This window comes from Chitinophaga sedimenti, assembly GCF_023156195.1.
GTDB lineage: Bacteria > Bacteroidota > Bacteroidia > Chitinophagales > Chitinophagaceae > Chitinophaga > Chitinophaga sedimenti.
On the sequence record NZ_JAKUKA010000001.1, the window covers coordinates 2,125,888 to 2,148,933 of the forward strand.

Below are 23,046 nucleotides of genomic sequence, written 5' to 3' on the forward strand. Positions count from 1 at the left end.
ATGAAAATTAGGACTTTTTAGGCGAACAAAAAAGGCCGTACGTAATGTGCGGCCATGGAACATGTTACAATACAACCAGTTATTGCGCGGTTAGTATAACATGTTTAATGTTCTTACGATCATACGTGTACGTGATATGTACTTTTCCATCTTTGGCAAGGATAATGGCGGGGTAACTGAATTCAGCGCCCGGTTTGTTTTCGAGGTTGGCCACATCCGTCCAGGTTTGTCCGTCGCGCGAAACGGCGACGTTGAGGACGGAGCGACCTTCACTCCATTCTTTGCTGGGTTTGTCGGGATTGTACACGATCATCTGCCAGCCATTGCGCAACGTAATGGCATCGGTGCCGGAGTTGGGGTTGATCAGCGATGTAGGTGACACAGCGCCCCAGGTAAGCCCTTTATCGTTCGACCACGACTGCATGACGGATCCCTGTTTACTGCGGCAAAGCAGTTGCAGGCGGCCATCGGCATATTGCAGTACACTGGGCTGAATAATATCGTATTTACCTGCCGTATCCACAGGAACCAGCTGCCAGCTGGCGCCGCCGTCGGTAGAGCGTTCAATGAAAGCTCGCCAGGCCTTGTCTGTTTCTTTACTGGACGGACTGATAATAACACCATCCGCCAGTTGCAACGGTTTATTTTTGACAGGCCCTAAAATTCCATCCGGCAGCCGTTTGGCGGGCGACCACGACTTCCCGTTATCGGTGGATACCTGTTCCATTCCCCACCAGTCGCGCGGGTTGGGGCCTACTTTATAGTACAGGTGTAATACTTTCTTTTGATCGAGAAACAACACCGGGTTCCAGCAGGGATGCCGCATGCTGTCGGATGCAATTGCTATGGGTGCAGACCATACGCCTTTTATGGACGTACTGGCCCATATCTGCACGTCTTTATTGCCTTCGTGGGCGCCACCGAACCAGGCAGCCATGAATTTACCGGGAGCATATTCTACGATGGTGGAAGCATGGCACTGCGCAAAAGGCGCTTTATCGAAAATGAGCTCGGCCTGCGATTGTTTCCAGGACGCCTGGCTGAATGCGAAGAACGACTGCATCAACAGCAGCAGAAAAAAAGTGGCTTCATCTTGTAAGATAAGGAAAAAAGTTGCGACTAATAATAGCAGCAACTCTTTACTTTATGACAACACGTTTGCTCCTGTTATTGCTATTGATATGGTTGGCGTTTTACAGCGACAGTCCTCCATCGGCGAGAAACTCAGCACCGGTAATAAAGCCCGCGGCGTCCGAGCAGAGATAAGCGACAAGGCTCGCAATTTCCTGCGGCGGCGCAATACGGTGCAACGGAATACGCTCAATGAGTGCGTCGTACAATTGTGTCATCTGCGCATCGTCAAGCCCGGTCTTTTTCATAATCGGGGTTGCTGTAGGGCCCGGGCTTACCGCATTTACACGGATGTTGCGGGGTGCGAGTTCCTGTGCGGCAATCTTCATCACCTTATTTAACGCCGCCTTACTCGCGGAATACACGGAGGATTGTGCACCATTCATCGTGGCCGTGTTCGACGACAGGAATACTACCGATGCGCCATCCGCCAGTAACGGGATAAATTTCGACAGAGTGAAATAGGCACCCTTAAAATTGATATTCATCATCTCATCGAAAAACTGTTCCGTCACCTCCGCTATCGGTCCCATACCGGCCACCCCGGCATTAACGAACAGTATATCTACTTTCCCGTGACGTTGGCCAACTTCCGCCACAAGGTTGTCTGTATCTTTGAGCTTTGACTGATCGGCCAGTATACCGTGCACCCCCAGTTCCGCGGCAGCTTTCTCCAGGTTGGCAGGTGTTCTGCCGGTAATGATCACCTGCGCGCCGCGGGCTTTAAGCTCGAGAGCTGTTGCATAGCCGATTCCGCTCGTGCCGCCGGTTACAACGGCGGTCTTTCCACTTAATTCCATATGATGATATTTAACGTTTACCCGACAAAAGTACCGGCAAAGTGGTATAACTTTGTAACCAGTATAACGCATGATACCAGGTATGGCAAAAACAAAAAACACGCTTTCCTCTCCGAGAAACCCCGCTGAAGAAGTGCAGGCATTACAGGACACGATCTACGTGATCGGCGGCAAGTGGAAGTTGCCGATCATCAACTCCATCTGCAACGGCAACCGGCGTTTCAGGGAAATAGAACGCAGCATTCCGGGCATTACCCGGCGCATGCTATCGCGCGAGCTGAAAGAAATGGAACTGAACGGCCTGATCAGGCGGCTGGATGACCCTGACTTCCCGGCGAAAGTGGAATATGAAGCCACCACCTACTGTAAATCTTTCGCGGACATAATTCTCGCGATGATCGACTGGGGAAAAAAACATCGTGCCCGGGTAAAGCAGCAACTGAGGGCATAACACAATGCACAATCGCCGTATACAACCGGCCAATTGCGGTGAATCAGAAACATCGTAAAAAAGACTAATTTTGACCAACGCCCCACGTATGTTTAAACACGTCGCCCCCATATTATTATTCCTCGCATTACTGGCGATTAGCTGCCAGGCTGTCCGCAACGGCGCCGGCAGACGCCTGACCGCGGACCAGCTGCATATCGCGGAAGATCCGGCCGCTGCGGGGAAAATCATCTTTCTTACTTACCAGGTACGCTACGACAGCATGGCTAAAACTTACCATTTCCGCCTGCAGCAGAAGCAATTTGCAAATGGCCTGTTAAGCCCCGACATGCTGGCTGAAAAGCCGGCGCCGCAACAACATTACTTTAATTGTGAAATAACCGGCGACGCAGGAAAACAATATGTGCAGGTGCAGGACCCATTGAACCAGGAAGTGGAATACCCCGGCGAACCTAATAACGACGCGGCCCTTACCCGCACCGTCATCCGCGCTGCCGAAGGCGAAATGACGATCCGCTTTCAACATCAACCTGGTCTGAAAACACTAATTATTCAGTCCCCAAACAGCCAACAACAGCTAAAAACAATCTACCATGCTAAGTTTTAAACCGTTACGCTTACTGTTCCTCCTGCTGCTGCCAGCGTACGGATTCTCGCAAACCTTCCCGGTGTCTACGATCCAGCAGACCGGCGATAAAAGTAAACGCATCAATTTCGTATTTGTGGGTGATGGTTATACCTCCGCACAACTCAGCACCTATATTAACAATGCCACCTCGGTAAAAAACGCGCTGATGGCGGCCGTACCATTTTCTACGTACAGCGCGTTTTTCAACGTGTTCGCCATAGAAGTCCCATCGGCACAATCGGGCGCTAAACACCCGGGTACCGCGGCAGATGAATCGTCTTCCGGCGGACAGCCCGTCGCTAATCCCAGCACGTATTTCAATTCCACCTTTGATTTTAACAGTATACACCGGCTCATTTACCAGGCGAACGTTACACCTATCACCAACGTACTGGCCACCAATGTACCGGAGTACACGCAAGGCATTGTGCTCTCGAACTCCCCTACTATGGCGGCGCGGGTGGCACGTATGCTACGTCTACCATCCACACTTCAGCTGCGGAAATCGCGATCCATGAAATTGGTCATTCTTTCGGCGGACTGGCCGACGAATATTGGGCCGGCGCAGGATACGCGGGCGAAAAAGCAAATATGACGGCTACAAGCAATCCCGCTACGGTAAAATGGAAAAACTGGGTAGGCATTAACAATATCGGGGTGTACGCTTATGGCGGCTCGGCGCCGGCGTCCGACTGGTACAGACCGCACCAGAGCTGCCGGATGCAGTATCTCGGCAATGCCTTTTGCTCCGTTTGCGTCGAAGCGCTGATCAGCAAAATCCATTCGAAAGTAAACATGATCGATAGTTACACCCCGCTATCCACCGCATTTACGATCATGGGAACCAGCCCGCGACCGTTTACCATCAGGAAACTGCAAACGACCAATAACAGCGTGAGCGTACAATGGTTTCTGAACAATACACCATTGGCTGTTACCGACAGCATTACTATTCCTTACACGTCTTTTGTATCGGGTACCAATACGGTGAAAGCGGTGGTGACCGATGCTACCGGCTTGTCTAAATCGTACCTGCCCGCCGCCGGCTACACCCGTACCATTAGCTGGACGGTGGAGAAAATGGCGGGACTGCTGCCGTTTGAGGGCTTTACTTCGCTGGGTGTAAATAAACTGAAGTGGGAGAAAGATTCTATTAACCAGGCGGCGGTGAACTACATCCGGAATACAGCCTCGACGGCCGGTTATACCATCGGCTGGCGCTGCTGCCGGCCGGACAGCGGAGTTTTATGGACAAACACCTTCACGCACCGCAGACGTGGTACCGGCTGCATGCTACCGATGCAGACGGCAAAGTGATACAGTCGGCGAACATCCAACTAAAAAACCCTTTAACGAAATTTAACTACAAAGTATACCAGGACGCTGCCAGTCACCACTACCGCTTCGTATACGAAGGTGATGCAGCCGCGGGCGCCCGGGGCAAAATAGTAGTATATAACGCCGCGGGCGCGCAGATATTGCGCCGCGACCTCGGTCGTATCAGCAGATCGCAGCAATACGAATTCGATTTGAGCGGGCAACCTGCCGGCATTTATTATCTCGGCATCGATATCGACGGCATGGTGTACACGGCGGAGTTGCTGGCCAACTAGCTTTCTTCTTTATCGTATATTCGACCCAAACACTTGTCTATGCCCACATTCTCGATACAAACACCCCTCGAAAACGAAAAAGCCCTCCTCCTCCCCTTGCAGGAATCAGATTTCGATTTGTTGTACGCAGTCGCCGCCGATCCCGCCGTATGGGCCCAGCATCCTAACAAAGACCGCTGGCAACGGGAGGTGTTCCGCACATTTTTCGATGGCGCCATGCATAGCCGTGGAGCGTTTAAGATCATCGATAAAGCGACGGGCGAGGTGGCCGGCAGTACCCGTTTTTACGACTACGACGAAAAGAACAACAGCATCCTGATCGGCTATACCTTTTACGGTACAAGGTTCTGGGGTAAGGGCATGAATCCTTCCGTAAAAAAACTGATGCTGGATTACATTTTTCAATATGTAGATATCGTGTATTTCCACATCGGCGAGCACAACCTGCGTTCACAGATCGCGATCTCCCGCCTGGGAGCCCAAAAGGTAAATGAAGTGAACGTGGCCTATTACGGAGAACCCGAAAAGCTCAATTTCGTGTACGAAATTCGTAGATTTGCCGCGCACAAGGACTAAGCAATGAACGTAACCAACCTTACCATCCGGGACCAGGAAAAGATTTCGCTGGACGATATCCAGTTCAGCCGTGAGAACAGAGCCATACTGGACCAGGTATTGCGGGAGCACCGCCACGTAGCGGAACTGAAGAAATACAACCTACCGGTTGATAACAAAATACTGCTGCACGGCCACTCCGGCTGCGGCAAAACTACCACCGCGAAAGCAATCGCCACTGTTTTAGGCAAGAATATCGTGATCGTAAACCTCAGCACGCTGGTATCGTCCCGTTTGGGTGAAACCGCGCAAAACCTGCAGCTGTTGTTCGAAAAAGCCATCCGCGAAAAGGCGGTCCTGTTCCTCGACGAATTCGATCATATCGGCAAAATGCGTGTTACAGACGATAAAGACTCCGGCGAAATCCGCCGTTTAGTAAATACGTTGATCCAGCAGATCGACTATCTCCCCTCAGATACCCTGCTGATCTGCGCCACCAATTACCCCGAACTGATCGATGGCGCACTGCTGCGCCGTTTCCAACTGAAATTGAAATACGACATGCCCGGCGTCGTGGAGCTGGACGCTTATTACGATAAACGCCTCGCGCAATTTCCGGCCCACCTGACGGGAATTGAACGGCAGTATGGCATTTCTTACGCCGAAGCCCGGGATTACGTCAATACGGCTATGAAAACGCGGATTCTCGACGAACTGGACGCCGAATAGAAAAGGCCGCTATGACAGCGGCCCTCTCCTACAAAAAGCGTTTCATCCAATCCCGCATGGCCTGCCAGGCCTCCGGGGCAAAGACCTCCGGAAGACTTGCACTCTCCTCGCGGGTGCAGGTAATACAATGCTGGAACAGGTGATTGAGTCCCGGCAAAACTTTCACTGTTACCTGTTTTCCGCCATAGCGGCGGATATTCTCCAGGTTCTCTTTATAAGGCACCATCACATCCTTGTCGCCATTCAGCGCCAGGAAAGGTACCCTGATCTTTTTCAGCAACGGCACAGGATCGTAGCGCAGGTGATACTGATACCATGCGCCCATTGCCTGGCTCACATAAGATGTCACAAAAATCGCATGTGGTCGTGTTCTCCGGGTTTATCTTTCGCGAAAGCACTGTCGTCCGCATGTTTCCATGCCGCGTACGTGGCGTTCAGCTTGTCCGCCAGTTGGGGCGTATAAGCGTAACGATAAGCTGTATCAAACATCCGGAGATTAATTGTTTTGTGGCGGTTCTTATCGTAGTCGGGAATTTTCGCCGATTCAATAATGCCGATGTTCTGCAATTTCAACGCCTGCAAGCCATCCGTAGCCAATCCGGCGAGCGTGACTACAAAATCAACTTCTTTAGATTTGGCAGCCGCAATGATCGCGGCGGCGCCGCCCTCGCTGTGGCCGACCAGTCCGGCTTTGGTAACGCCGGGCTGTTGTTTCAGGTACGCCAGCGCCGCCAGTGCATCATCCGCAAAATCGCCGGTAGTAGCCGTTTCATATACACCGTTCGTTTGACCGGTACCCCGATCGTCAACACGGAGTACGGCATAACCCAGTTGCGACAGGGAGTCTGCCAGCGCTTTAAACATAGGTTTGCCGGCCATGGTGCCGTCTCGATCCTGTTTCCCGGTGCCAGACACCAATACTACGCCGGGGTAATGTTGCTTACCTGCCGGCACCGTAAGTGTAGCGCCGAAACGGATGGTGTCGCGGGTAAAGAAAACCGAGTCGCTGCGGGAGGAAAGTACGGCTAAAAGCGCCAGGTACGAGGGTTCTCATTAACAAAAACACGAAAAAATGCGTTTGATCATCCTTCCTTCTTTAACAATTCAATGATGTAGCTGATCTCATCGGCCAGTGCGCTCGGGCTGCCGAAGTAACCGTTGGACGTCCAGCGGATCTGGCCTTTGCCGTCAATGATGATTTTAGCGGGAATGCCGGAGAAATGCAGCTCCTTCGCATACTGGCTGTACGTTTTATCAAGGCGGCCGTTAGTGTTCTTAGCGTCGTACAGTACGTTCAGGTTGTAGTTATTTTCTTTCAGGAATGATTTGATTTCCTCCTTGTAATTGGGCTTGGTTTCCTGCGTGGCGATAAAAAGAAGTTAACGTTTTTATCGTTCGCATATTTGTTTACTGCCATCTGCATGCCTGGCAGCGCCGCTTTACACGGACCGCACCAGGTAGCCCAGAAATCGAGCACCACGATATTTCCTTTCAATTTTGCGAGATCGGCCGAACCGCCTTTCAGCTGCTCCAGTTTGAACATCGGCGCATCCTGGCGGATCATCTGTTCGCGGATATGCGCCTGTTGCGCCGATAACGTTTCGGCACTTTTCAGACTATCGAAATAGGCATCAAAACCTTTATCGCTTTTGTTCTTTTTGATGTATTCTTTCTTCAGCAGGGCAATCGTTTCCGGTGTAGCCTTGTTCATAGCTACTGCATTCTCCACGATCTGCATCGCATCATTATGACGGCCGTTGTTTTCCAGCAACGTAGCATAAAGTCCCATGAAATCGGCGCTATTGCTCCCTTTGTGGCTTTTTACCTTCTCCATCCATACCAGCGCGGTTTTATCGTCGCCTTTGCGGTGCAGCAGGGAGGCGTGACCCATGAAAGCAGGCAGCGCGTAATCCAGCAGGTGATCTTTCCACTGCGACTCGCTGTAGATCCTGCTTTCATTGCCATCTTTACGATTGGTGCGCTTTTCAATCTCCTCTACCAGCAATTTGGAATAAGGAAAAATGAAGTCCAGCGTCACTTCGCCGTGGCTTTCCGCACCCAGTACCAGCAGGCGATGAAATTCGGTAAGCCCAACGAACGGGGATACCGGCGCCATTTCATAAAGAATATCATAGTTCTTTTTACCTACCTGCTCGTATACCACGCCACGGAAGGCTTTATCGTACCACATGCGATCTTCTTCGCTGTTTACATTCTTAAACTTCTCGTAAGGGAATTTGGCGATAAACGCTTTCCACTGTACGATGGTTTTCTGCGCGGGAGCCGCCGTGTAAAAAGCTTTCAATGCTTTATCGCGGGCCGTAACGCCATCCGGGAACTTAGCGATGATGATATTGTTTATAGAATCGGCCTTCGCATAATTACCCGCGAGCTCACGGTAAGCAGCACTTACGGCGCGTAATTCGGCTTCCGTAACGTCGGGTAAACTGGTGATGAATTTAATTTCGCGTGGCAGGATCGTGTCCATTTTAGCGGGATCTTCGGCTTTCAGGATGCGCATAGCCGGGAGGAAAATCGTGCGGCGGCTTTGCGGAAAGTTTTTCAATTCCTGGTTCATCCAGAATACACCTACATTATTGGCGATGATGGCCGATTCGTCAACAATATCCGGCATTTCGCGGCGGAGCGCTTTAGTGCGCAGCATACCCCATGCAGCATAAGACGTCGGCAACTGTCGGCCCTGGCGGTCGGATGTCAGGGGCATAGGTAACACGTCCGCCCTTATCGGTTTTGCCGTTCGCGCTAAAGTTGTTCACCATCAGTACTGCGTCTGCCGGAATGAGCAATTTACCTACCCAACCGCTGTCATTCATCTTCATTGGCACGTCGTAAGCATTCCAGGCATTGTCCTGGTAAAAGTATGCTACGCCCGTTACCGGCGCCAATCCGCGCAGCACGGTACTGTCCGGGTTATAAAAGATCGTCACGGAATCGCCCGCCACCGGGTGATCCGGTGTTACAATGTATGGCCTCTGGGCAACCGCCAGCCCCGTTGTAAGGGCCAGCAGCGCCGATAAGGCAAAGCCTTTCTTGTTCATCTGGTGTGGTTATTTTATGGTTTCCCTGATTAATAGGTACCCGAGCCGCGGTTCTTTGCGCTCACGTCATATATTTTGCCGAAGCCGGTGAATATGTTTTTAGGGGTGGCGGTAATATCACCGCTCACGCCATTGAAAGCCATTTCATATAAACGCCCTTGTGTACCGTCCCAGGTGGCAATGTAGAGCAGGCGGCCTTCTACTGCGCTCAGGTTGAAGTTGGGCCTTGGTTTGTAAAGCTTCATCGCGGTGATGGTTTCGTTCGCCGGTAACGCATCGAATACCACTTTCGCGGTGTTGGTACCTTGGTAGTCGTATGCATAGATCTTACGGTCCGTGGCGTAAATATCAACATACCCCAGTTCGCTGGCCTGGAAAAACTTTGCAGCGGCGATGTCGGGGAGATTGGTCATGTTATAGGCGCCAATCACCATATTGCCATCGTCGGCTTTGTTGAAGTTGCTCACATATAACCAGTACCCATTACCCGTACGATCTTTGAAAAAGAGTGCGTATTCAGCAGGTAACCGCGGTCCATGTACAGCATGTCCTTACCCACATTGCGGTGATCGAATGACATATTAGCGCCTACGATCGGTGCTTTGAAATCGATCATACTGCCAGCTACCGAAGCAGGGTGAATGAAGCGGCCGTTCTTTATCGTATACCACGGCTACCATACCGGAAGCACTGGCGTTAGCAAGGTAAGGCGCCAGTTCATAATCGCCGGGTACCGGCGCGCTGAACAAGGCGTCCACTTCGTAGGTTGTCGTGTATACGTGCAGTTTACCCGCGTTGATCAGGGCGCTGTACGAGTTATTGAGGAACATGAACGTTTCCGGTGCAACCACGGCATCGGAGCGGCGATAGAAGGACTTATCCTCTCTCAGTAAAGAGAAATCCGAGCCGCTTACCCGCGAAATGTGTTTATCGCTGCCCAGCATAATCCAGTTCTGCGTACTGCCTGTACGTCTTTCCTGTGCTACAAAGCGGGGTACACCCGGCAGCTTAGCCCCTGTAGACGCGGCATACAGACCACGCAACCTGCGCGGACTAATACCACTGAGCGGCACCGCATCTGCCGTAATTAAAAAGTCTACATCGGAAGAATCGGCCGTGCCGTGCAGTACCATTACCCCATACTCGATACCCACAGATACCACCACGGTGAATATCATATTAGATTTGAGCTGATTCACCGTATCTGTAACGATCAGTTCCAGGCGGTACTCTCCCACGGTTTCGGTTACCGGCGCGGTTAAATGCAGCTGCTCCGACAAAGTGCGCGCAGGTTTGGTCGGCGCTGTGCTGCCGGTGGTCAGCGGGTACATGATCCATTTATATTTCAGGGCGGTCATGTTTCCACCCTCATAAGTAATTTTCGGGTTGATGTCGAGCATGCCGTAACGCTCTACATACCTGGCCCCACCGATGCCCGCCGTATCAATAGCAGCGATGTTCACCGTTGAATAATCGTAATTGCCGAGATCCTTCTTGCAGGCGTTAAAAACAAACGCTGCACCCAGAGTGGCTATGATATAAGCTATTTTCAATTTCATTTTTTACACTTGAAGTTTGAAACATACCCTAAAGCGGGAAAGTAACCAGCTGGCCACGTTCGTCCGTTAATGCCGGTTGATGCGTGGCGTTGTAAGCATTGAGCGCGGTCTTTAGCAGCGCGTTGATATCCAGCATACCGGCGTTGGTATATTCGCCCGGCGCAGGCGGAATACGACCGCTCTGTTGCAGCGGGAAATTATCAACACCCGTCACAGAGATGATGAAACGCCATTTCACCGTGCTGTACGTACCGAAGTAGTAAGACAAGCCGATCAGCGCGTCCCAGTTGGAGGGCTTCACCACGTTATCGCTCCAGCTGATAGTGATAACGCTATCCTCACCCACACCGCGTTTAAAATCTTTCGTATCCGCAATGCCCAGGTTCAGGTTTACAGCGCTGTCTTTGATATCGTCCGTACGGAACAACACCACCGGGATATAACCAAAAAGCGAATCCGCTTTTACCGAGCCATCTATCAATTCAAAGTGTTTGCCTTCAATGGCAGTGGAACCTTTCGCGATCACGCGGCCACGCACCACGCGGTCCATGGCCGATTTTTCACCCATGATCTTCACTTTTACAAGAAAAGTATCTTTCGTTACCGCCAGCGGCTGTGTAACGAACGTAAAAGATTTATAAGTGATGCGGGTTTGTGCGAGGTCGGCGGCGCGTTCAAAAAAGTACACGCGCGGCTCATCGCTGTAAGCGCCTATTTCCTTTTGGCAGGCGCCCAACAGCAGTACCGTCAGGAACAATAAAGCCAGTTGTATATGTTTCATTTTTTCCTTTTTTAAGTTGACAGAATTATTTGCCATTGCCATATTCTACTTCATTATCGGGCAGCGGCAGCACATATACCGAATTATCGGCCGTTACACCACCGATCTGCGGCAGGTTCAGGCGTTTGTAATAGTAGAACAGCTGGCCTTCGCAGTACAGGTCTTTACGGTACTCCTTAAAGATCTCGTTCTGAAATTGCGTTTCCGTCATGGTCGGCTGCAGATCCGCGCTGACGTTGCGGGCCCGGCGCACCGTATTCAGGTAACCAACTGCCGCGGACATATCCGTTGCTTTCAGACACTCGGCCGCGATGTAATACATCTCTGATATCCTGATAACAGGCATCTTGTTCATAGAACTGGCCAGGCCCGTTGCCTGCATCAGCTTCGTGCTGTAGCGGATATTGGTGGAGGCATTGTCCAGCAAAGTAATTTTCGCATAGCGATAATCGGCCGTGCTTTCGTACACCTGCTGGAACTCTGCGTCGTTGTTTTTGGTGAGCAGGTTGGTCGCCAGCGGTGTAAAGTAATTGGTGGAAATATTAAGCATATCCGCCTTGAACAGCGCAAAAACCAGTTCTTCTGTAAATACTTTATTCCCATTATCCATTTCAAAGTCCGGCGTGAACGTAAACACCGCCGATTCAATCACCTCTTTCGCCGCCGCCAGGGCCTTCTCATTGTCGCCGGCATACAGGTAAACACGCGCCTGCAAAGCCTTCACCGCGAAGTAATTGAACTTGTAATAACGATCACGCAGGTAAGTGGTAACGGTCGTGGTGCTGCCGGGCACGATCGGATCAACGGGTTTCAGGGCGGCAGCCGCCACATCCAGGTCCGCCTGTATCTTTGTCAGCATCTCCGCTACGGTTAAACGAGGCAATGCATCCACGGTCAGCGCATCCATATAAGGAATAGCCTTCGTCGTATTGCCGCCTGCAGCGGCCGGTGAGGCGCCGAACAAACGCAGCAGGTCAAAGTGCATAAAAGCGCGCAGGGCATGCGCTTCGCCATTGATGATGCTGTAATTGACGCCGCGGAACAGCTTTCTATCGGCACGGCCAAGGTTGGCGATCAGGTTGTTATCGTTGGCCAGGGCCTTGTACATACCCTTGTAAATACCGTCGGTTTTGGCGCGTACGGCCACGTTCGTATACTGGTACAGCGATGCGTAGTAGTACTCGTGAAAAGTACTGGTAAAGCGGGTATGCTGTTTGCCGAGCACGTCTACAAGGCCATAGCTCAGTTCTTTACCGTACAGGGCATCGGCGTTCAGGCCCAGGTACACGCCGGTGAGCGCATCCATAAAACCCTGTTCATCTTTGAAAGCCACTTCGGCATCTATCTGTGTTTTAGGCTTCACGTCCGGGAAGTCTTTGCAGGAACTCAGCAACACCACCGGCAGGGCCCATAATAATATGCGATTCATTCTCATGACTAATACGCTTAAAAGGTTACTTGTAAAGAACCGGAAATCGTCCTGGCATAGGGATAATCCAGACCCCGTTCTGTTTTAACAGTGCTGATACGCGCCAGGTCGTTCAGGTTCAGCATGAAGTTCACGCGGCTGGCGTGCATTTTCTGCACCCAACGCATGTTGCTGAAGTCATACCCGAGACTAACAGAAGAGAACAGCAGCTCGTTCATATCCTGCACAAAGCGGGATGTAGGCCGGGTATCGGTCCTGTCGGCCATATCTTTATACAGCGCCTTGTCGCCCGGCTGTTTCCAGCGATCGGTAAGGGCGCGTATATCCACATTGTAGTTATAATCCGCATTCTCCACACGGTTTACCAAAGTTGAATTGTATTGCTGTCCGCCTGCTTTAAAGCTAAATGCGAAGTTGGCCGAGAAACCTTTATGCAGCAGGTTAGCACCAAATGTACCATTGTACAGCGGGTTACTGTCGCCGCCTACGATGTAGTCCGAGGCAGACCATACATAACTGAGCGTACCATCTTTCTTCACATAAATTTCTTTACCATTCGCCGGGTCGATGCCCCTGCTCGGCACCACCCAGATCGCAGACATGGACTGTCCTGGCTCAAAGCGGGTGGAGGGTTTGCGATTTTGCGTATTACCGGTAGTGGTACCGCTCTTATCATTATCCGCGTCCTGGTTCAGCTGTTGCAGGGAATTGGACACTTTGCGGATGCGGTTCGTATTGTGCGCCACGTTCGCGAACAGGTTCAGCGTAGTGCGGGTGCGGCTGTCTGACAGTACACGTACATTCACGCCAGCCTGGAAACCTTTGTTACGCGATTCTCCCACGTTCGATTTGTACGTATCGAAACCGTTGGAAGGTGCGATGATCATATCGCTCAGCAGGTTCTTCGTATCCCTGACATAGTAGTCGAAACGAATGCTCAGGATATTAAAGAGCATCACATCAGCCCCGATATTATTATCCTTCACCTGTTGCCACTGGAGGTACGGATTGGGCAGCGCCAGCAGGTCCAGTCCCATATCACCGTTGTATGTACGGTCGGTCAGGTATTGATAAGTAGCGAGTGACTGGTAAGAGTTGAAATTCTGCGTACCGGTGGTACCAATGCTACCACGAAGTTTCAGCATGTTCACAAAACCCAGGTCTTTTATAAACTGCTCCCTATGCAGGTTCCAGCCCGCACCTATTGACCAGAACAGGCCCCAGCGCTTATCTGCGCCGAACTGCGAACTGGCGTTGCCGCGGTAGGAGAAGTCTGCCAGGTATTTTTCATCATAAGAATAGCTGATAGCGGAAGTAAGCGCGATAGAGCGGCTGGTGTTTTCCGTACCACTTGCCTTCGTACCATCTTTATACCGGCGGCCGAAAGAGATATCGTCCATCTTATCGTTCGGGAAGCCGACCATGGTCATACCATTAGTATTACTTACCTGCTGATTCACTGTATACGCACCATTCACGTATATGTTGTGCTTACCCACATTGAAGAAGTAGTTGGCTAGCAGGTCGCCGTTAACGGTATTCTGCTGCCCGTTCGAAATAGTGTATTCGCCGCGGTCCAGGTAGGCATCGGTGTTCGGCAGCACATTCGCATACATGGAATGATTGGCCGGGGTGAACTTCTGCAGCTGGTTATCCTGTTTCGTAATACCCACACGGGCCGTTACGCGCAGGTTGCGGGCAATATCCCAATCGGTATAAAAGTTCTCGATAATCTGGAAGTACGTTGTATAATCTTTGGAGTTCAGCGAACCATCGTACAACGGGTTGCCTACGGCGCCATTGTTGTACGTCATGATATAATTGCCGTTCTCGTCCTTCATTCTCCAGTAAGGATTCAGGCGCGCTACGTTGCCGAAGCTACCGTACGGCGAGTTATCCGACCGGTTTTTATCCACTGTTAAACTGTTGCGGAACTGGAAGTTCTTCTTCCGGTAGATCAGGTTGATGCCGCCGGACACGGTATTCCTGTCCGACCCCTTCATCACGCCGGCTACGTTATTATAGTTCATGTTGGCAGAATAACGGAAACCGTCGCTGCCACCTTCGAGGTTGAGGCCGTGGCGCTGACCGATGCCATTGCGCAACGGCTGCGACAACCAATAGGTATTTACGCCTTCGAGCGCCGCCTGCAGATTTGCGCTGTATTCTCTCAACAACTGCGCTTCCGTGGCCGGGAAAACCGAGGAATACTTGCCGGACAGCACTTCCGCCTGGATTTTCTGCATGCTGTTCGTCAGCTTGTAGCTTGTTAAATCCGGTGCTTCCACGTCCAGGCTACCGGTGTACGACAGGCGCAATTGCCCGGCTGCCGGCGGTTTGGTTTCGATCACCACCACCCCGTTACCGGCTTTGGATCCGTAGATCGCCTTTGCAGACGCGTCTTTCAGGATGGTGATGCTCTGCACCAGGTTCATGTTCATGTCGTTAACTTTCTCCAGCGTGGTTTCAAAACCATCGAGGATAAACAGCGGCATATTAGGATTGGTCGTATAATCACCTTTCAGGTCCGGGAAGCCGGTTTGGCCGCGGAGCTGTATCTCCGGCAAACGGTTCGGGTTGGAGCCTGCATCAATATTGTCTACAATTTGAAAGGACGGATCCAGGATGGCCAAAGCTTTCAGCACATTCTGGTTGGTTACCGCGCGTAATTCTTCTTTAGAAAAAGTCGACACCGCACCCGTAAAGCTCTCCCGTTTGCGGTTAAACATACCGGTACTGATCACCACCTCACCGATTTCCGCCATAGCGGTTTCCATGACGATGGTAATGTTGTCGCTGTTCTTCACCTTCACCGCTTTCAGTTTGAATCCGATGCCCGTAATACTAAGCTCTACCGGACCTTCTTTATCGGCGCGGATGGAGAACATACCCGATGCGTTGGTGATCACCCCGATTTTGGTACCAATGATCATCACCGTCATGCCGGGCAGCGGCTCACCTTTGTCGTTGGTCACCTTACCGGTAATTTCCAACGGCGGAGCGGCCGGTTGCGGCTGCGGAGCGGGTAATTCCTTCTTCTTAATGATCACTACCTTATCAACAATCGAAAAGGTGAGTGACTTCTCTTTTAACAAAGTTTCCAGGGCAGCCGCCAGTGGCGTTGCACGGATATTGACGTCCAGTTTCCCGGCTGTTTCAGGTCTTCGTCGGTAAAAAGAAATTAAACCCGGTCTGTTTTTTCATCTCTGAAAACACATCTCTCAGCGGCATTTTCTTTCCCCGTACGCTCACATTCTGCGCTGAAGTGCTGGCGCTAACGTGCAACGCGGTCGTCAGTAATAACACAAAGGATAATTTCATGATCCTCCAGATTTTGGCTGGCATGGCGTTCCCATGCTCTTTGTTTTTGCACAAAGCAGTGAAATACATAAATTTGTTCTGGTTGAAGAATTGTGAAAACAACGATAACGTTCATCATCCAAACAAACCGGGGTGTTCGCAGCACTTCCGGTTTATTTTTTTATGGGATGAAACTAACCGGCATTAACTCGTAAACATTGCATAATAGCCGTTTTAAATGGTGAAGAATAGTACTTTGGTTGATTATCGATCTACTGTTATTTGATTTCCTTCTATAGTAAAGCGTACGTTCCCGGTAGCTTCCAGGATTTTAAACACCTGTGATACGTTAACATTTCTCGGAATGGTGCCGCTGAACTTCTTGACCGGTACATTGGTATATTCCACTTCCACATCGTACCAGCGGGCTAATTGCCGCATGATCGTGCGGATGTCTGCCCCGGCGAAATAGAAATTGCCGTTTTTCCAGGCCATTACGGCTTCCGCATCCGCCTCTTTCACCTCTATCCGACCGCTCTGCCGATGCAAACGGGCTTCCTGTCCCGGCCGCAGCACGGCATCTGCTACCTGCACTTTACCGCTCAGCAACGTTGTATGGATAACGGATTCGTCGGCATAGGCATTCACGTTAAAGTTCGTGCCGAGTACACGGATTTCCGGTCCGGATACGACCTGTACGAAAAAAGGATGTTCCGCCTGGTCCTGTATTTCGAAATACACTTCGCCTGTAACCTCTACCCTGCGCTCGTTACCATGAAAGGTAACCGGGTAACGCAGTGAAGACGCGGCATTCAACCAGGCCTTTGACCCGTCGGGCAATACCACGCGGTACTGGCGGCCCTTCGGCGTAGTGATGGTATTAAACTGTATTTCGCCGCCACCTGTTGCCCCTGCATTGTATTCCAGCTGGCCATTTTTCACTACCAGCTGTGTACCGTTCTGCACTGCTACTACAGCATTACCGAGACTGTCGAGCACCACCTGTCGGCCATTGGCGAGGGTGAGGATAGCGCCTTCCCTGCCCGGCTCAGCATCGCTGATCGTATCATTTTGAACAATGCCTATGGTATTATGCTGCACTGGTTGGCGAAGCAGGTAAAAGCCTGCGCCTACGCCAAGTACCACGGCTGCGGCAGCCCACCAGCGGCGGTTATTCCGCATCGGGCGAATGATGGCTTCTTCACGAGGCAAGGCGGTAATATCACTGAACATAGCATCCGCGGCAGCCTCGCTTTGCAGTGTATGCGGTGCGATATGGCCGAAACGCTCGTCCATCAACGCTTTCACCTGGGGCTCCAGGGCAGGATCGGTCAAAAGCGACCACAATTCCTGCTTTTCGGCAGCACTCAGCTTATCATTATTCATGTAAGCCGCATACAAATATTCCAGTCGGTTCCCGGTCATACAATTACATTTTCGGCAGGGTAGTTATAAGATAGACGCACGAAAAAGACAGGCAAGTAGTCTGATTTCAAAAAATCAGAAAAAAATAGCCCAGACGCCCAACAGCAGCATATATAAATTATTTCCTAATGTTTCGCGGAGGTGTGCGAGAACCTTCTTCAGGTGGTAGTTCACGGTGTATTCAGTGATGCCGAGCGCGGCTGCAATGTCTTTATATTGCATGTTTTCTTCGCGGCTCATGCGAAAAATAGTGCGTTGCTGGTCGGTAAGCGCGGAAAGGGCCTGGTGGAGCAGGCGGCGGACTTCTCCATAATCCACGACCTGGCTGGTAGTATCCTGGCCTTCTTCGGGCAGTGCGGAGGCGTAATCGTCCAGCAGCTCCCGCTGGTGTTTTACTTTACGGAAGTAAGAATATGTGAGATTACGCGTCACCGTTCTCAACCACGGCTCAAAAGCCGGATCTCAGCGAGTTTGTCGCCGGCCATCCATATTTTAATGAAAACCTCCTGTGTGATCTCGTCGGCGAGCGCCTCGGTACGGAGATGAGCGTAGGCAAAGCCAAATACCGTTTGCCGATATTGGTCAAAAAGATGCCGGAACGCCGCACCATCCCCTGCAGCCACTTGTAGCAACAGTTCCCGTTCACTTATCATAGCATCTTTCAAGAATGAAAATTCGTATTGTTCCGCCATAAAAATAACGAAAACTTTAAACACGTGGCGGCACAAGGTCAATTTACGGTTATAGCTGCTTAATTCCGGCAAATCCCATCGGTATATGAATACCTATCTTTCCGTAGTAACCCGATTTTTCCACATTAAACCCTCAAATCGCATGAAAAACAAATTGCTAAGATTGCTCATGCCCCTCACCATCCTCGCTGTTGTAACAGTTTGCTGTATCAGAACTAGCCAGGCCCGGCTGGTAAATACACAGTATTGCGCCACCATGTATGCAGGTCCCCACGGTTATGTAAAGGTGAAGTTTATTCATACCTCGGCCGGCCAGAACTACATTGTGAGCGCCACCGACATGCAGGACAACCCACTTATGTATGTATCGGGCACCTTGCCTTCGGTAGACCCGATGGTCACCTCGGTGTTCTGGGGCTCCATTTCCTACACGGAAAACGGTGTCAGCAAAACCGGCGAGGGAAGTTTGTACACTTTCCCCTGCACACATTAATGTATTTACGACAGCCCGGTCCGCACCGGGCTTTTTTTGCCTCGTTAAACCTATGTACGTTCCGCCCGTCTATCAACGCATGCTACACTCATTCCGCCTCTTACCTTTACTTCTTATGTTGATGGCCTGCTCCGCCGAAGGCCAGATCATTCCGAAGAACACGCAGGTGCTGCAATTCACCGTAAACGGGCAAACCCGCGAAGCGTTGGTATACATCCCGGCCAACGCCCAAAACGAACCCACACCGGTAATATTCGCGTTTCATGGCCACGGCGGAACGATGCGCAACATGTATTATACCCGCCGGTTCGATACCTTATGGAGGAAAGCGATTTTTGTTTGTCCGCAGGGACTGAACACACCCGGACTGCTCACCGACCCGGAGGGTAAACGCAGCGGCTGGCATATGGAAACGGACAGCAGCAATATTGACTTACAATTTTTCGATGTGATGTTGCGGCAGCTCAAAACGAATTACCATATCGACCCGACAAGAATTTATGCTACCGGCCACTCCAATGGCGGCGGCTTCACCTATTTGTTATGGGCTACGAGGGGCGACAACTTTGCCGCCATGGCGCCTACCGCCAGCGCGGCCGGACGGTTAAACACACTGCTCCGCCCCAAACCCGCCCTGCACGCACTGGGTACGAAAGACCCGCTGGTGCTGCCCGCCATGCAACGGCGCACCTGCGATTACGTGCGCGAAATGAACCAGTGTGCGGCGACCGGGCAAGCCGTTGCGGAATACACCACGCTGTACCCTTCCGATACGGGCAATCCCTTTATCCTGTACGAACATCCCGGGGGCACAATTATCCCGCGGCGGTAAACAACATCATTATCCATTTCTTTCAACAGCAACAGCGGCAATAATTAAAAAAGATGGTTATTTTCGGGCGGACATTCAACCATGCGATATACCACCTACCCCGTTTGCCGCGAACTGGCGCCGTACGTCCGCTACTGCTGGAGTTATGATGCAGCACGCAGGCACGATTTCACCGTGCATGTGCGGTCTTTGCGGATAAGTACCCGCGCCTGATTTACCAGGACATGGATCATTTTGCGCCGATCCGTAACGAGCAGGCGTACATCATGCCGATGTGTTTCCTGAGCGGTATCGACACCCGTCCCACCGACGCCTACTGGACCAGCTCCTGGTCGCACTTCGGGGTCAGTTTTTACTCGCATGCCATGCCATTGTTCTTTGGCATTTCTGCCGAAGCTATTACTAACTTAATGCCCGACCTTACCTGGATCGATAAAACCACGCTGCCCGAACAATTACGCAGCGCGGCCAGTCACCGCCAACGTGTGAAACTGGTATCGGGCTACCTGCTGGAAAAACTCAGCAAACGCCGTCCGGACACGGTTATACAGGAAATATTTTCGCGCCGGCATGATTTCGATGCCTGGCTGTTATCGAAACAACATCGCTTGTCGGAGCGCCAGCTGCAACGCCGTTTTAAACACAACACGGGCATTTCCTTCGCAAAGTTTAACAGGATACTGCGTTTCGAAAAGGCCTTATCGCGCCTCAGCGCCGCGCGTTACGGCGATCTTACCCAACTGGCCTACGAATTGGGATATGCGGACCAGGCTCATTTCATCAAAGACTTCTCCGAATTCGCAGGCATCACTCCCTATACTTTTGTGCAGCAGGAAAACCTGGGTGGCGAAAGTTCTTCCTTTATTTATGCTGCCGATGAGGCGTAATCGTTGTCGTTTTTTTACAATTCTGCCCCTTGCGTTTATGCTAGTTTTGGGGCAGTATTAAATCATTTGTATGACGAGAAAACTGTTTCTGACGGCGGCCATTGCAGCATTACCTTTATTGTTTGGCGCCTGTAAAAAGACAAAGACAACAAACCTGGCGGATCCCGCGAAGTAAAGTACGAACTAACCGGTAACTACAGCGGCAAACTAATGGTTAGTTACACTAACGCCGGCGGCGCCCAGCAGATCGAAACCGATGTCACCCTGCCCTGGAGCAAAAGTGTAACCGTAGCCGGCAGCGGCATTACGCCTGTTGGTCTGCTGGCAACCAGCATGACTACAGGCTTCGGCGCACCCGGACAGGCCGTTAGCGGAAAAATTATTGTCGGCAGCTCGACCAAAGCCAATGCCACGGTAAATACCACTGCGCAGGGCTATATGTCGTTCGGGCCGTTGCATCACAACCTTGGCCAATGAGTAAACAAACACTGATCATCAGGTGGACAACCGCCATCATTCTGCTGGCACATAGTATTCCAGGTATGCTGAACGGCGGCGTTAACGCCTTCGGCAACGAGTACTGGCAAAAGTCGGGTTTGGATCGATAGGGTTATTTGTTGCATGGACAGTGAAATTATCGCACATCGTTTGTGCGGCTGCGTTAGCCGCCAACCGATGGATATTGTACCCGGCTGCTGTCACTATTCTTATTTTGATAGTGGGTATTGTGATGGTGCATGCGGCAGCCGGCTGGTTTGTTGTAGGCGGAGGGAGTAACGGGATCGAGTTTAACCTGTTGCTGATCGCCGTACTTGCACAGATCATCCGAAATTCCTGGAAACAGTGATCAATAAAGGCCGCCCGGTGCGGTCTTTTTGATGCCCGGGAAAATTCCATAAAAAGGGGTAACTTAACTTGCATTAACTGTAGTCGTTTTCCCCTTATGATGGTCCGCTTTCTTACTATATGCTTTCTATTTTGCACGATCTGCACACGGGCATTGGGCCAGTCAAACGACTCCGCGCAGCTTGCGGCCGACACGACGCCATTAAATTTCGTGCAGCGTCTACAACGTTTCGGCAAAGAAGAAACGGTAAAAAGCAGGGAAACAGTAGCCGCTAACAAGGCAGCCAGCACCCAGCGCTTCCTGCTGAACGAAATCCGCAAAACTGTACTGGAGGCTAAACTTTATCTTCAGAAAGGACTAGATACCACCGCTATTGCCCGTGAAGTAGAAGAAGCCCGTCGCGATATGCAAACCGCCCGCGAAGGCATCCTCACCGATCCCGGGCCCTTTCAAACCCTGCGCGACCTTAAAGTGTCGGCTATCATCCTCTCGCAATTGCTGCTGCATATGGAGCAGCAGCGCCGGCAGCTGGACAACTACACGAACCAGCTGATGAAATACCGCGAAACTATCGACTCCCTCACCGGGCACGATGAGCTCCTCGCCTTCCCGAACGATTCCGTAGCGCTCGTCAAATACCTTACAAAAATAGTGGTGATCGGGAAAGACGCCAGTCCCGTAGACAGTGGCATTAAACAATCTTTGTTTAGTGTCCAGGATCTGCAAACCAAAGTAGACCTGATCGAATATGAACTGAACGCAAATATTGAACAGGTGAATAACCTGCGCAGGTCGCTGGCCTCCACGACTTTTGACAGGGAGTTGCCGGCCCAGCGGACATCCTTTTCCCGGGTCTTTGCTTTCTCCTGGAAAAAAGATAAACTGGCCCTGCGCCACTACCTGGCGTATAATTACATGTGGATACTCCTGCTACTGCTCGGTATTTTCACATCCTGGCGGTTCCTGACCACACTGAGGGCGAGGGTGTCGGATAAAGAGGCGAACGAACTGGTAGTGCGCCGCCCTTTGCTGTCGGCCATCATCATCATCACCAGCCTGTTCCAGTTCTTTCTCCCCGACCCGCCGTTCCTGGTGAACCTGCTGTTCTGGGCCGTTCCGGCCATTTGCCTCATATTTGTTTTTGCAGGACATATCTCAGCGTTCTGGCTGCGGTTCTGGATCATTATTGTAGTACTGTTCCTGTTGGCTTCCGCAGACAACCTGCTGCTGCAGGCTTCGGACACCGAACGGAAGATCATTGCCATATTGGCCGCCCTGGGAACGATCTGCGGCGCATTTCACCTGGTGCCCCGCTGGCGGCCGGTGCTGCGCGAGCCGCGCATCGTTTACTTTATCCTCTTCCTGACACTGATGGAAGCCGCTTCCCTTGTGTTTAACATTGGCGGGCGCTATAACCTGGCGAAGATTTTTATGACCTGCGGGTACTTCGGCATGGTGCTGGCCATTTTATTTTTGTGGACGGCGAGATTGATCAACGAAGGTCTGGCAGTAGCATCAGCGGTATATAAGCAACCTGACAAACACCTGTTCTTTATCAACTTCGAACGCGTAGGCGGCCGCGCACCGTCGATCCTGTACGCAGCGCTGATAGCCGGCTGGTTTGTGCTGGTCGCGCGTAACTTCTATATTTACACCCGCATATCGTCGCCCATTGTATCGTTTATCCGCGAGCAGCGAACTATTGGAGAATATACCTTTTCCATACAGGGCATGCTGATCTTTCTAACCATCCTGGCCTGCTCTATGTTCCTTTCCAGGTTGATATCTTTTTGCCTCCGACGAGCACCGTGCTTCCAATACGGATAACAACAACC

General features: G+C 51.3%; 30 protein-coding genes. 14 read left to right on the forward strand and 16 right to left on the reverse strand.

The genetic code is table 11. The features are described 5' to 3' along the window. Positions 1-79: 79 nt before the first annotated feature. Positions 80-1,135 (reverse strand): sialidase family protein, encoded by a 1,056-nt coding sequence (locus MKQ70_RS12095; protein WP_248071103.1) that lies wholly within the window; start codon positions 1,133-1,135, stop codon positions 80-82. 58 nt (positions 1,136-1,193) lie between these two features. Continuing rightward, complete coding sequence (locus MKQ70_RS12100) at positions 1,194-1,931, reverse strand: SDR family oxidoreductase (RefSeq protein ID WP_248071106.1); 738 nt, start codon at positions 1,929-1,931, stop codon at positions 1,194-1,196. An 82-nt stretch (positions 1,932-2,013) separates the two neighbouring features. On the opposite strand from MKQ70_RS12100, the gene MKQ70_RS12105 reads away from it, so the two are divergent. The 7 genes from MKQ70_RS12105 to MKQ70_RS12130 all read left to right on the forward strand — a co-directional run bounded on the left by MKQ70_RS12105 (position 2,014) and on the right by MKQ70_RS12130 (position 5,907). Beyond that, complete coding sequence (locus MKQ70_RS12105; protein ID WP_248071108.1) at positions 2,014-2,382, forward strand: winged helix-turn-helix transcriptional regulator; 369 nt, start codon at positions 2,014-2,016, stop codon at positions 2,380-2,382. 88 nt (positions 2,383-2,470) lie between these two features. Next, positions 2,471-2,989 (forward strand): hypothetical protein, encoded by a 519-nt coding sequence (locus tag MKQ70_RS12110; RefSeq protein WP_248071110.1) that lies wholly within the window; start codon positions 2,471-2,473, stop codon positions 2,987-2,989. Continuing rightward, positions 2,976-3,605, forward strand: coding sequence for a M64 family metallopeptidase (locus MKQ70_RS38285; RefSeq protein WP_282456399.1), 630 nt, complete (start codon positions 2,976-2,978; stop codon positions 3,603-3,605). Before MKQ70_RS12110 ends, MKQ70_RS38285 begins: the two co-directional genes overlap by 14 nt. Continuing rightward, a complete protein-coding gene (locus tag MKQ70_RS38290) occupies positions 3,515-4,327 on the forward strand; it encodes a M64 family metallopeptidase (RefSeq protein ID WP_308199452.1) in 813 nt (270 codons plus the stop codon). Before MKQ70_RS38285 ends, MKQ70_RS38290 begins: the two co-directional genes overlap by 91 nt. Beyond that, positions 4,258-4,623 carry a hypothetical protein gene (locus tag MKQ70_RS12120; RefSeq protein WP_248071113.1) on the forward strand — a complete coding sequence of 122 codons (366 nt, stop codon included), beginning with the start codon at positions 4,258-4,260 and terminating at the stop codon, positions 4,621-4,623. The genes MKQ70_RS38290 and MKQ70_RS12120 overlap by 70 nt, the downstream gene beginning before the upstream one ends. 39 nt (positions 4,624-4,662) lie before the next feature. Further along, positions 4,663-5,199, forward strand: coding sequence for a GNAT family N-acetyltransferase (locus MKQ70_RS12125; protein WP_248071115.1), 537 nt, complete (start codon positions 4,663-4,665; stop codon positions 5,197-5,199). A gap of 3 nt (positions 5,200-5,202) precedes the next feature. Further along, positions 5,203-5,907, forward strand: coding sequence for an AAA family ATPase (locus MKQ70_RS12130; RefSeq protein ID WP_248071118.1), 705 nt, complete (start codon positions 5,203-5,205; stop codon positions 5,905-5,907). 28 nt (positions 5,908-5,935) lie between these two features. Here the strand turns inward: MKQ70_RS12130 and MKQ70_RS12135 are convergent, their stop codons facing one another. From MKQ70_RS12135 to MKQ70_RS12200, 14 genes are all read right to left on the reverse strand, one after another. Continuing rightward, positions 5,936-6,256, reverse strand: coding sequence for an alpha/beta hydrolase family protein (locus tag MKQ70_RS12135; RefSeq protein WP_248071120.1), 321 nt, complete (start codon positions 6,254-6,256; stop codon positions 5,936-5,938). Continuing rightward, positions 6,253-6,945 (reverse strand): alpha/beta hydrolase family protein, encoded by a 693-nt coding sequence (locus tag MKQ70_RS12140; protein ID WP_282457254.1) that lies wholly within the window; start codon positions 6,943-6,945, stop codon positions 6,253-6,255. The genes MKQ70_RS12135 and MKQ70_RS12140 overlap by 4 nt, the downstream gene beginning before the upstream one ends. Positions 6,946-7,222: 277 nt before the next feature. After that, positions 7,223-8,572: a TlpA disulfide reductase family protein gene (locus tag MKQ70_RS12145; RefSeq protein WP_248071124.1), complete on the reverse strand. Its 1,350-nt coding sequence runs from the start codon at positions 8,570-8,572 to the stop codon at positions 7,223-7,225. Continuing rightward, positions 8,559-8,966, reverse strand: a complete 408-nt coding sequence (locus MKQ70_RS12150) for a hypothetical protein (protein WP_248071126.1) — start codon at positions 8,964-8,966, stop codon at positions 8,559-8,561. The genes MKQ70_RS12145 and MKQ70_RS12150 overlap by 14 nt, the downstream gene beginning before the upstream one ends. Before the next feature lie 29 nt (positions 8,967-8,995). Further along, positions 8,996-9,433, reverse strand: coding sequence for a hypothetical protein (locus MKQ70_RS12155; protein WP_248071128.1), 438 nt, complete (start codon positions 9,431-9,433; stop codon positions 8,996-8,998). After that, the gene (locus tag MKQ70_RS12160) at positions 9,430-9,582 is read right to left on the reverse strand and encodes a hypothetical protein (RefSeq protein WP_248071130.1); all 153 of its coding nucleotides are present in this window, start codon (positions 9,580-9,582) and stop codon (positions 9,430-9,432) included. Before MKQ70_RS12160 ends, MKQ70_RS12155 begins: the two co-directional genes overlap by 4 nt. Then, the gene (locus tag MKQ70_RS12165) at positions 9,548-10,525 is read right to left on the reverse strand and encodes a PKD-like family lipoprotein (RefSeq protein ID WP_248071132.1); all 978 of its coding nucleotides are present in this window, start codon (positions 10,523-10,525) and stop codon (positions 9,548-9,550) included. Before MKQ70_RS12165 ends, MKQ70_RS12160 begins: the two co-directional genes overlap by 35 nt. A 28-nt stretch (positions 10,526-10,553) precedes the next feature. Then, positions 10,554-11,306: a DUF4843 domain-containing protein gene (locus MKQ70_RS12170; protein ID WP_248071134.1), complete on the reverse strand. Its 753-nt coding sequence runs from the start codon at positions 11,304-11,306 to the stop codon at positions 10,554-10,556. Between the two features lie 25 nt (positions 11,307-11,331). Further along, entirely contained in the window at positions 11,332-12,741 is a 1,410-nt protein-coding gene (locus tag MKQ70_RS12175; RefSeq protein WP_248071136.1) for a RagB/SusD family nutrient uptake outer membrane protein, read from the reverse strand. 11 nt (positions 12,742-12,752) lie between these two features. Continuing rightward, positions 12,753-15,830, reverse strand: coding sequence for a SusC/RagA family TonB-linked outer membrane protein (locus MKQ70_RS12180; protein WP_248071139.1), 3,078 nt, complete (start codon positions 15,828-15,830; stop codon positions 12,753-12,755). 61 nt (positions 15,831-15,891) lie between these two features. Further along, a complete protein-coding gene (locus MKQ70_RS12185; protein WP_248071148.1) occupies positions 15,892-16,056 on the reverse strand; it encodes a hypothetical protein in 165 nt (54 codons plus the stop codon). 243 nt (positions 16,057-16,299) lie between these two features. Further along, complete coding sequence (locus tag MKQ70_RS12190; protein WP_248071151.1) at positions 16,300-17,460, reverse strand: FecR family protein; 1,161 nt, start codon at positions 17,458-17,460, stop codon at positions 16,300-16,302. A gap of 75 nt (positions 17,461-17,535) precedes the next feature. Continuing rightward, the gene (locus MKQ70_RS12195; protein ID WP_248071153.1) at positions 17,536-17,892 is read right to left on the reverse strand and encodes an RNA polymerase sigma factor; all 357 of its coding nucleotides are present in this window, start codon (positions 17,890-17,892) and stop codon (positions 17,536-17,538) included. A gap of 5 nt (positions 17,893-17,897) precedes the next feature. Further along, positions 17,898-18,224: an RNA polymerase sigma factor gene (locus tag MKQ70_RS12200; protein ID WP_248071155.1), complete on the reverse strand. Its 327-nt coding sequence runs from the start codon at positions 18,222-18,224 to the stop codon at positions 17,898-17,900. A 70-nt stretch (positions 18,225-18,294) separates the two neighbouring features. Here MKQ70_RS12200 and MKQ70_RS12205 point away from each other — a divergent pair, with 70 nt between their 5' ends. The 7 genes from MKQ70_RS12205 (at position 18,295) to MKQ70_RS12230 (ending at position 23,038) form a co-directional block, all read left to right on the forward strand. Then, positions 18,295-18,645: a hypothetical protein gene (locus MKQ70_RS12205; RefSeq protein WP_248071157.1), complete on the forward strand. Its 351-nt coding sequence runs from the start codon at positions 18,295-18,297 to the stop codon at positions 18,643-18,645. A gap of 115 nt (positions 18,646-18,760) precedes the next feature. Continuing rightward, positions 18,761-19,477 carry a CE1 family esterase gene (locus tag MKQ70_RS12210; RefSeq protein WP_248071159.1) on the forward strand — a complete coding sequence of 239 codons (717 nt, stop codon included), beginning with the start codon at positions 18,761-18,763 and terminating at the stop codon, positions 19,475-19,477. A gap of 224 nt (positions 19,478-19,701) precedes the next feature. After that, on the forward strand, positions 19,702-20,364 hold the full coding sequence (locus MKQ70_RS12215) for a helix-turn-helix domain-containing protein (RefSeq protein WP_248071161.1): 663 nt from the start codon (positions 19,702-19,704) through the stop codon (positions 20,362-20,364). Positions 20,365-20,574: 210 nt separating this feature from the next. Further along, positions 20,575-20,841, forward strand: coding sequence for a hypothetical protein (locus MKQ70_RS12220; protein ID WP_248071162.1), 267 nt, complete (start codon positions 20,575-20,577; stop codon positions 20,839-20,841). Then, the gene (locus MKQ70_RS38295) at positions 20,838-20,972 is read left to right on the forward strand and encodes a hypothetical protein (protein WP_282456407.1); all 135 of its coding nucleotides are present in this window, start codon (positions 20,838-20,840) and stop codon (positions 20,970-20,972) included. Before MKQ70_RS12220 ends, MKQ70_RS38295 begins: the two co-directional genes overlap by 4 nt. A 20-nt stretch (positions 20,973-20,992) precedes the next feature. After that, positions 20,993-21,211 carry a hypothetical protein gene (locus MKQ70_RS12225; protein ID WP_248071164.1) on the forward strand — a complete coding sequence of 73 codons (219 nt, stop codon included), beginning with the start codon at positions 20,993-20,995 and terminating at the stop codon, positions 21,209-21,211. Between the two features lie 210 nt (positions 21,212-21,421). Continuing rightward, complete coding sequence (locus tag MKQ70_RS12230) at positions 21,422-23,038, forward strand: hypothetical protein (protein ID WP_248071166.1); 1,617 nt, start codon at positions 21,422-21,424, stop codon at positions 23,036-23,038. Positions 23,039-23,046: the final 8 nt, after the last annotated feature.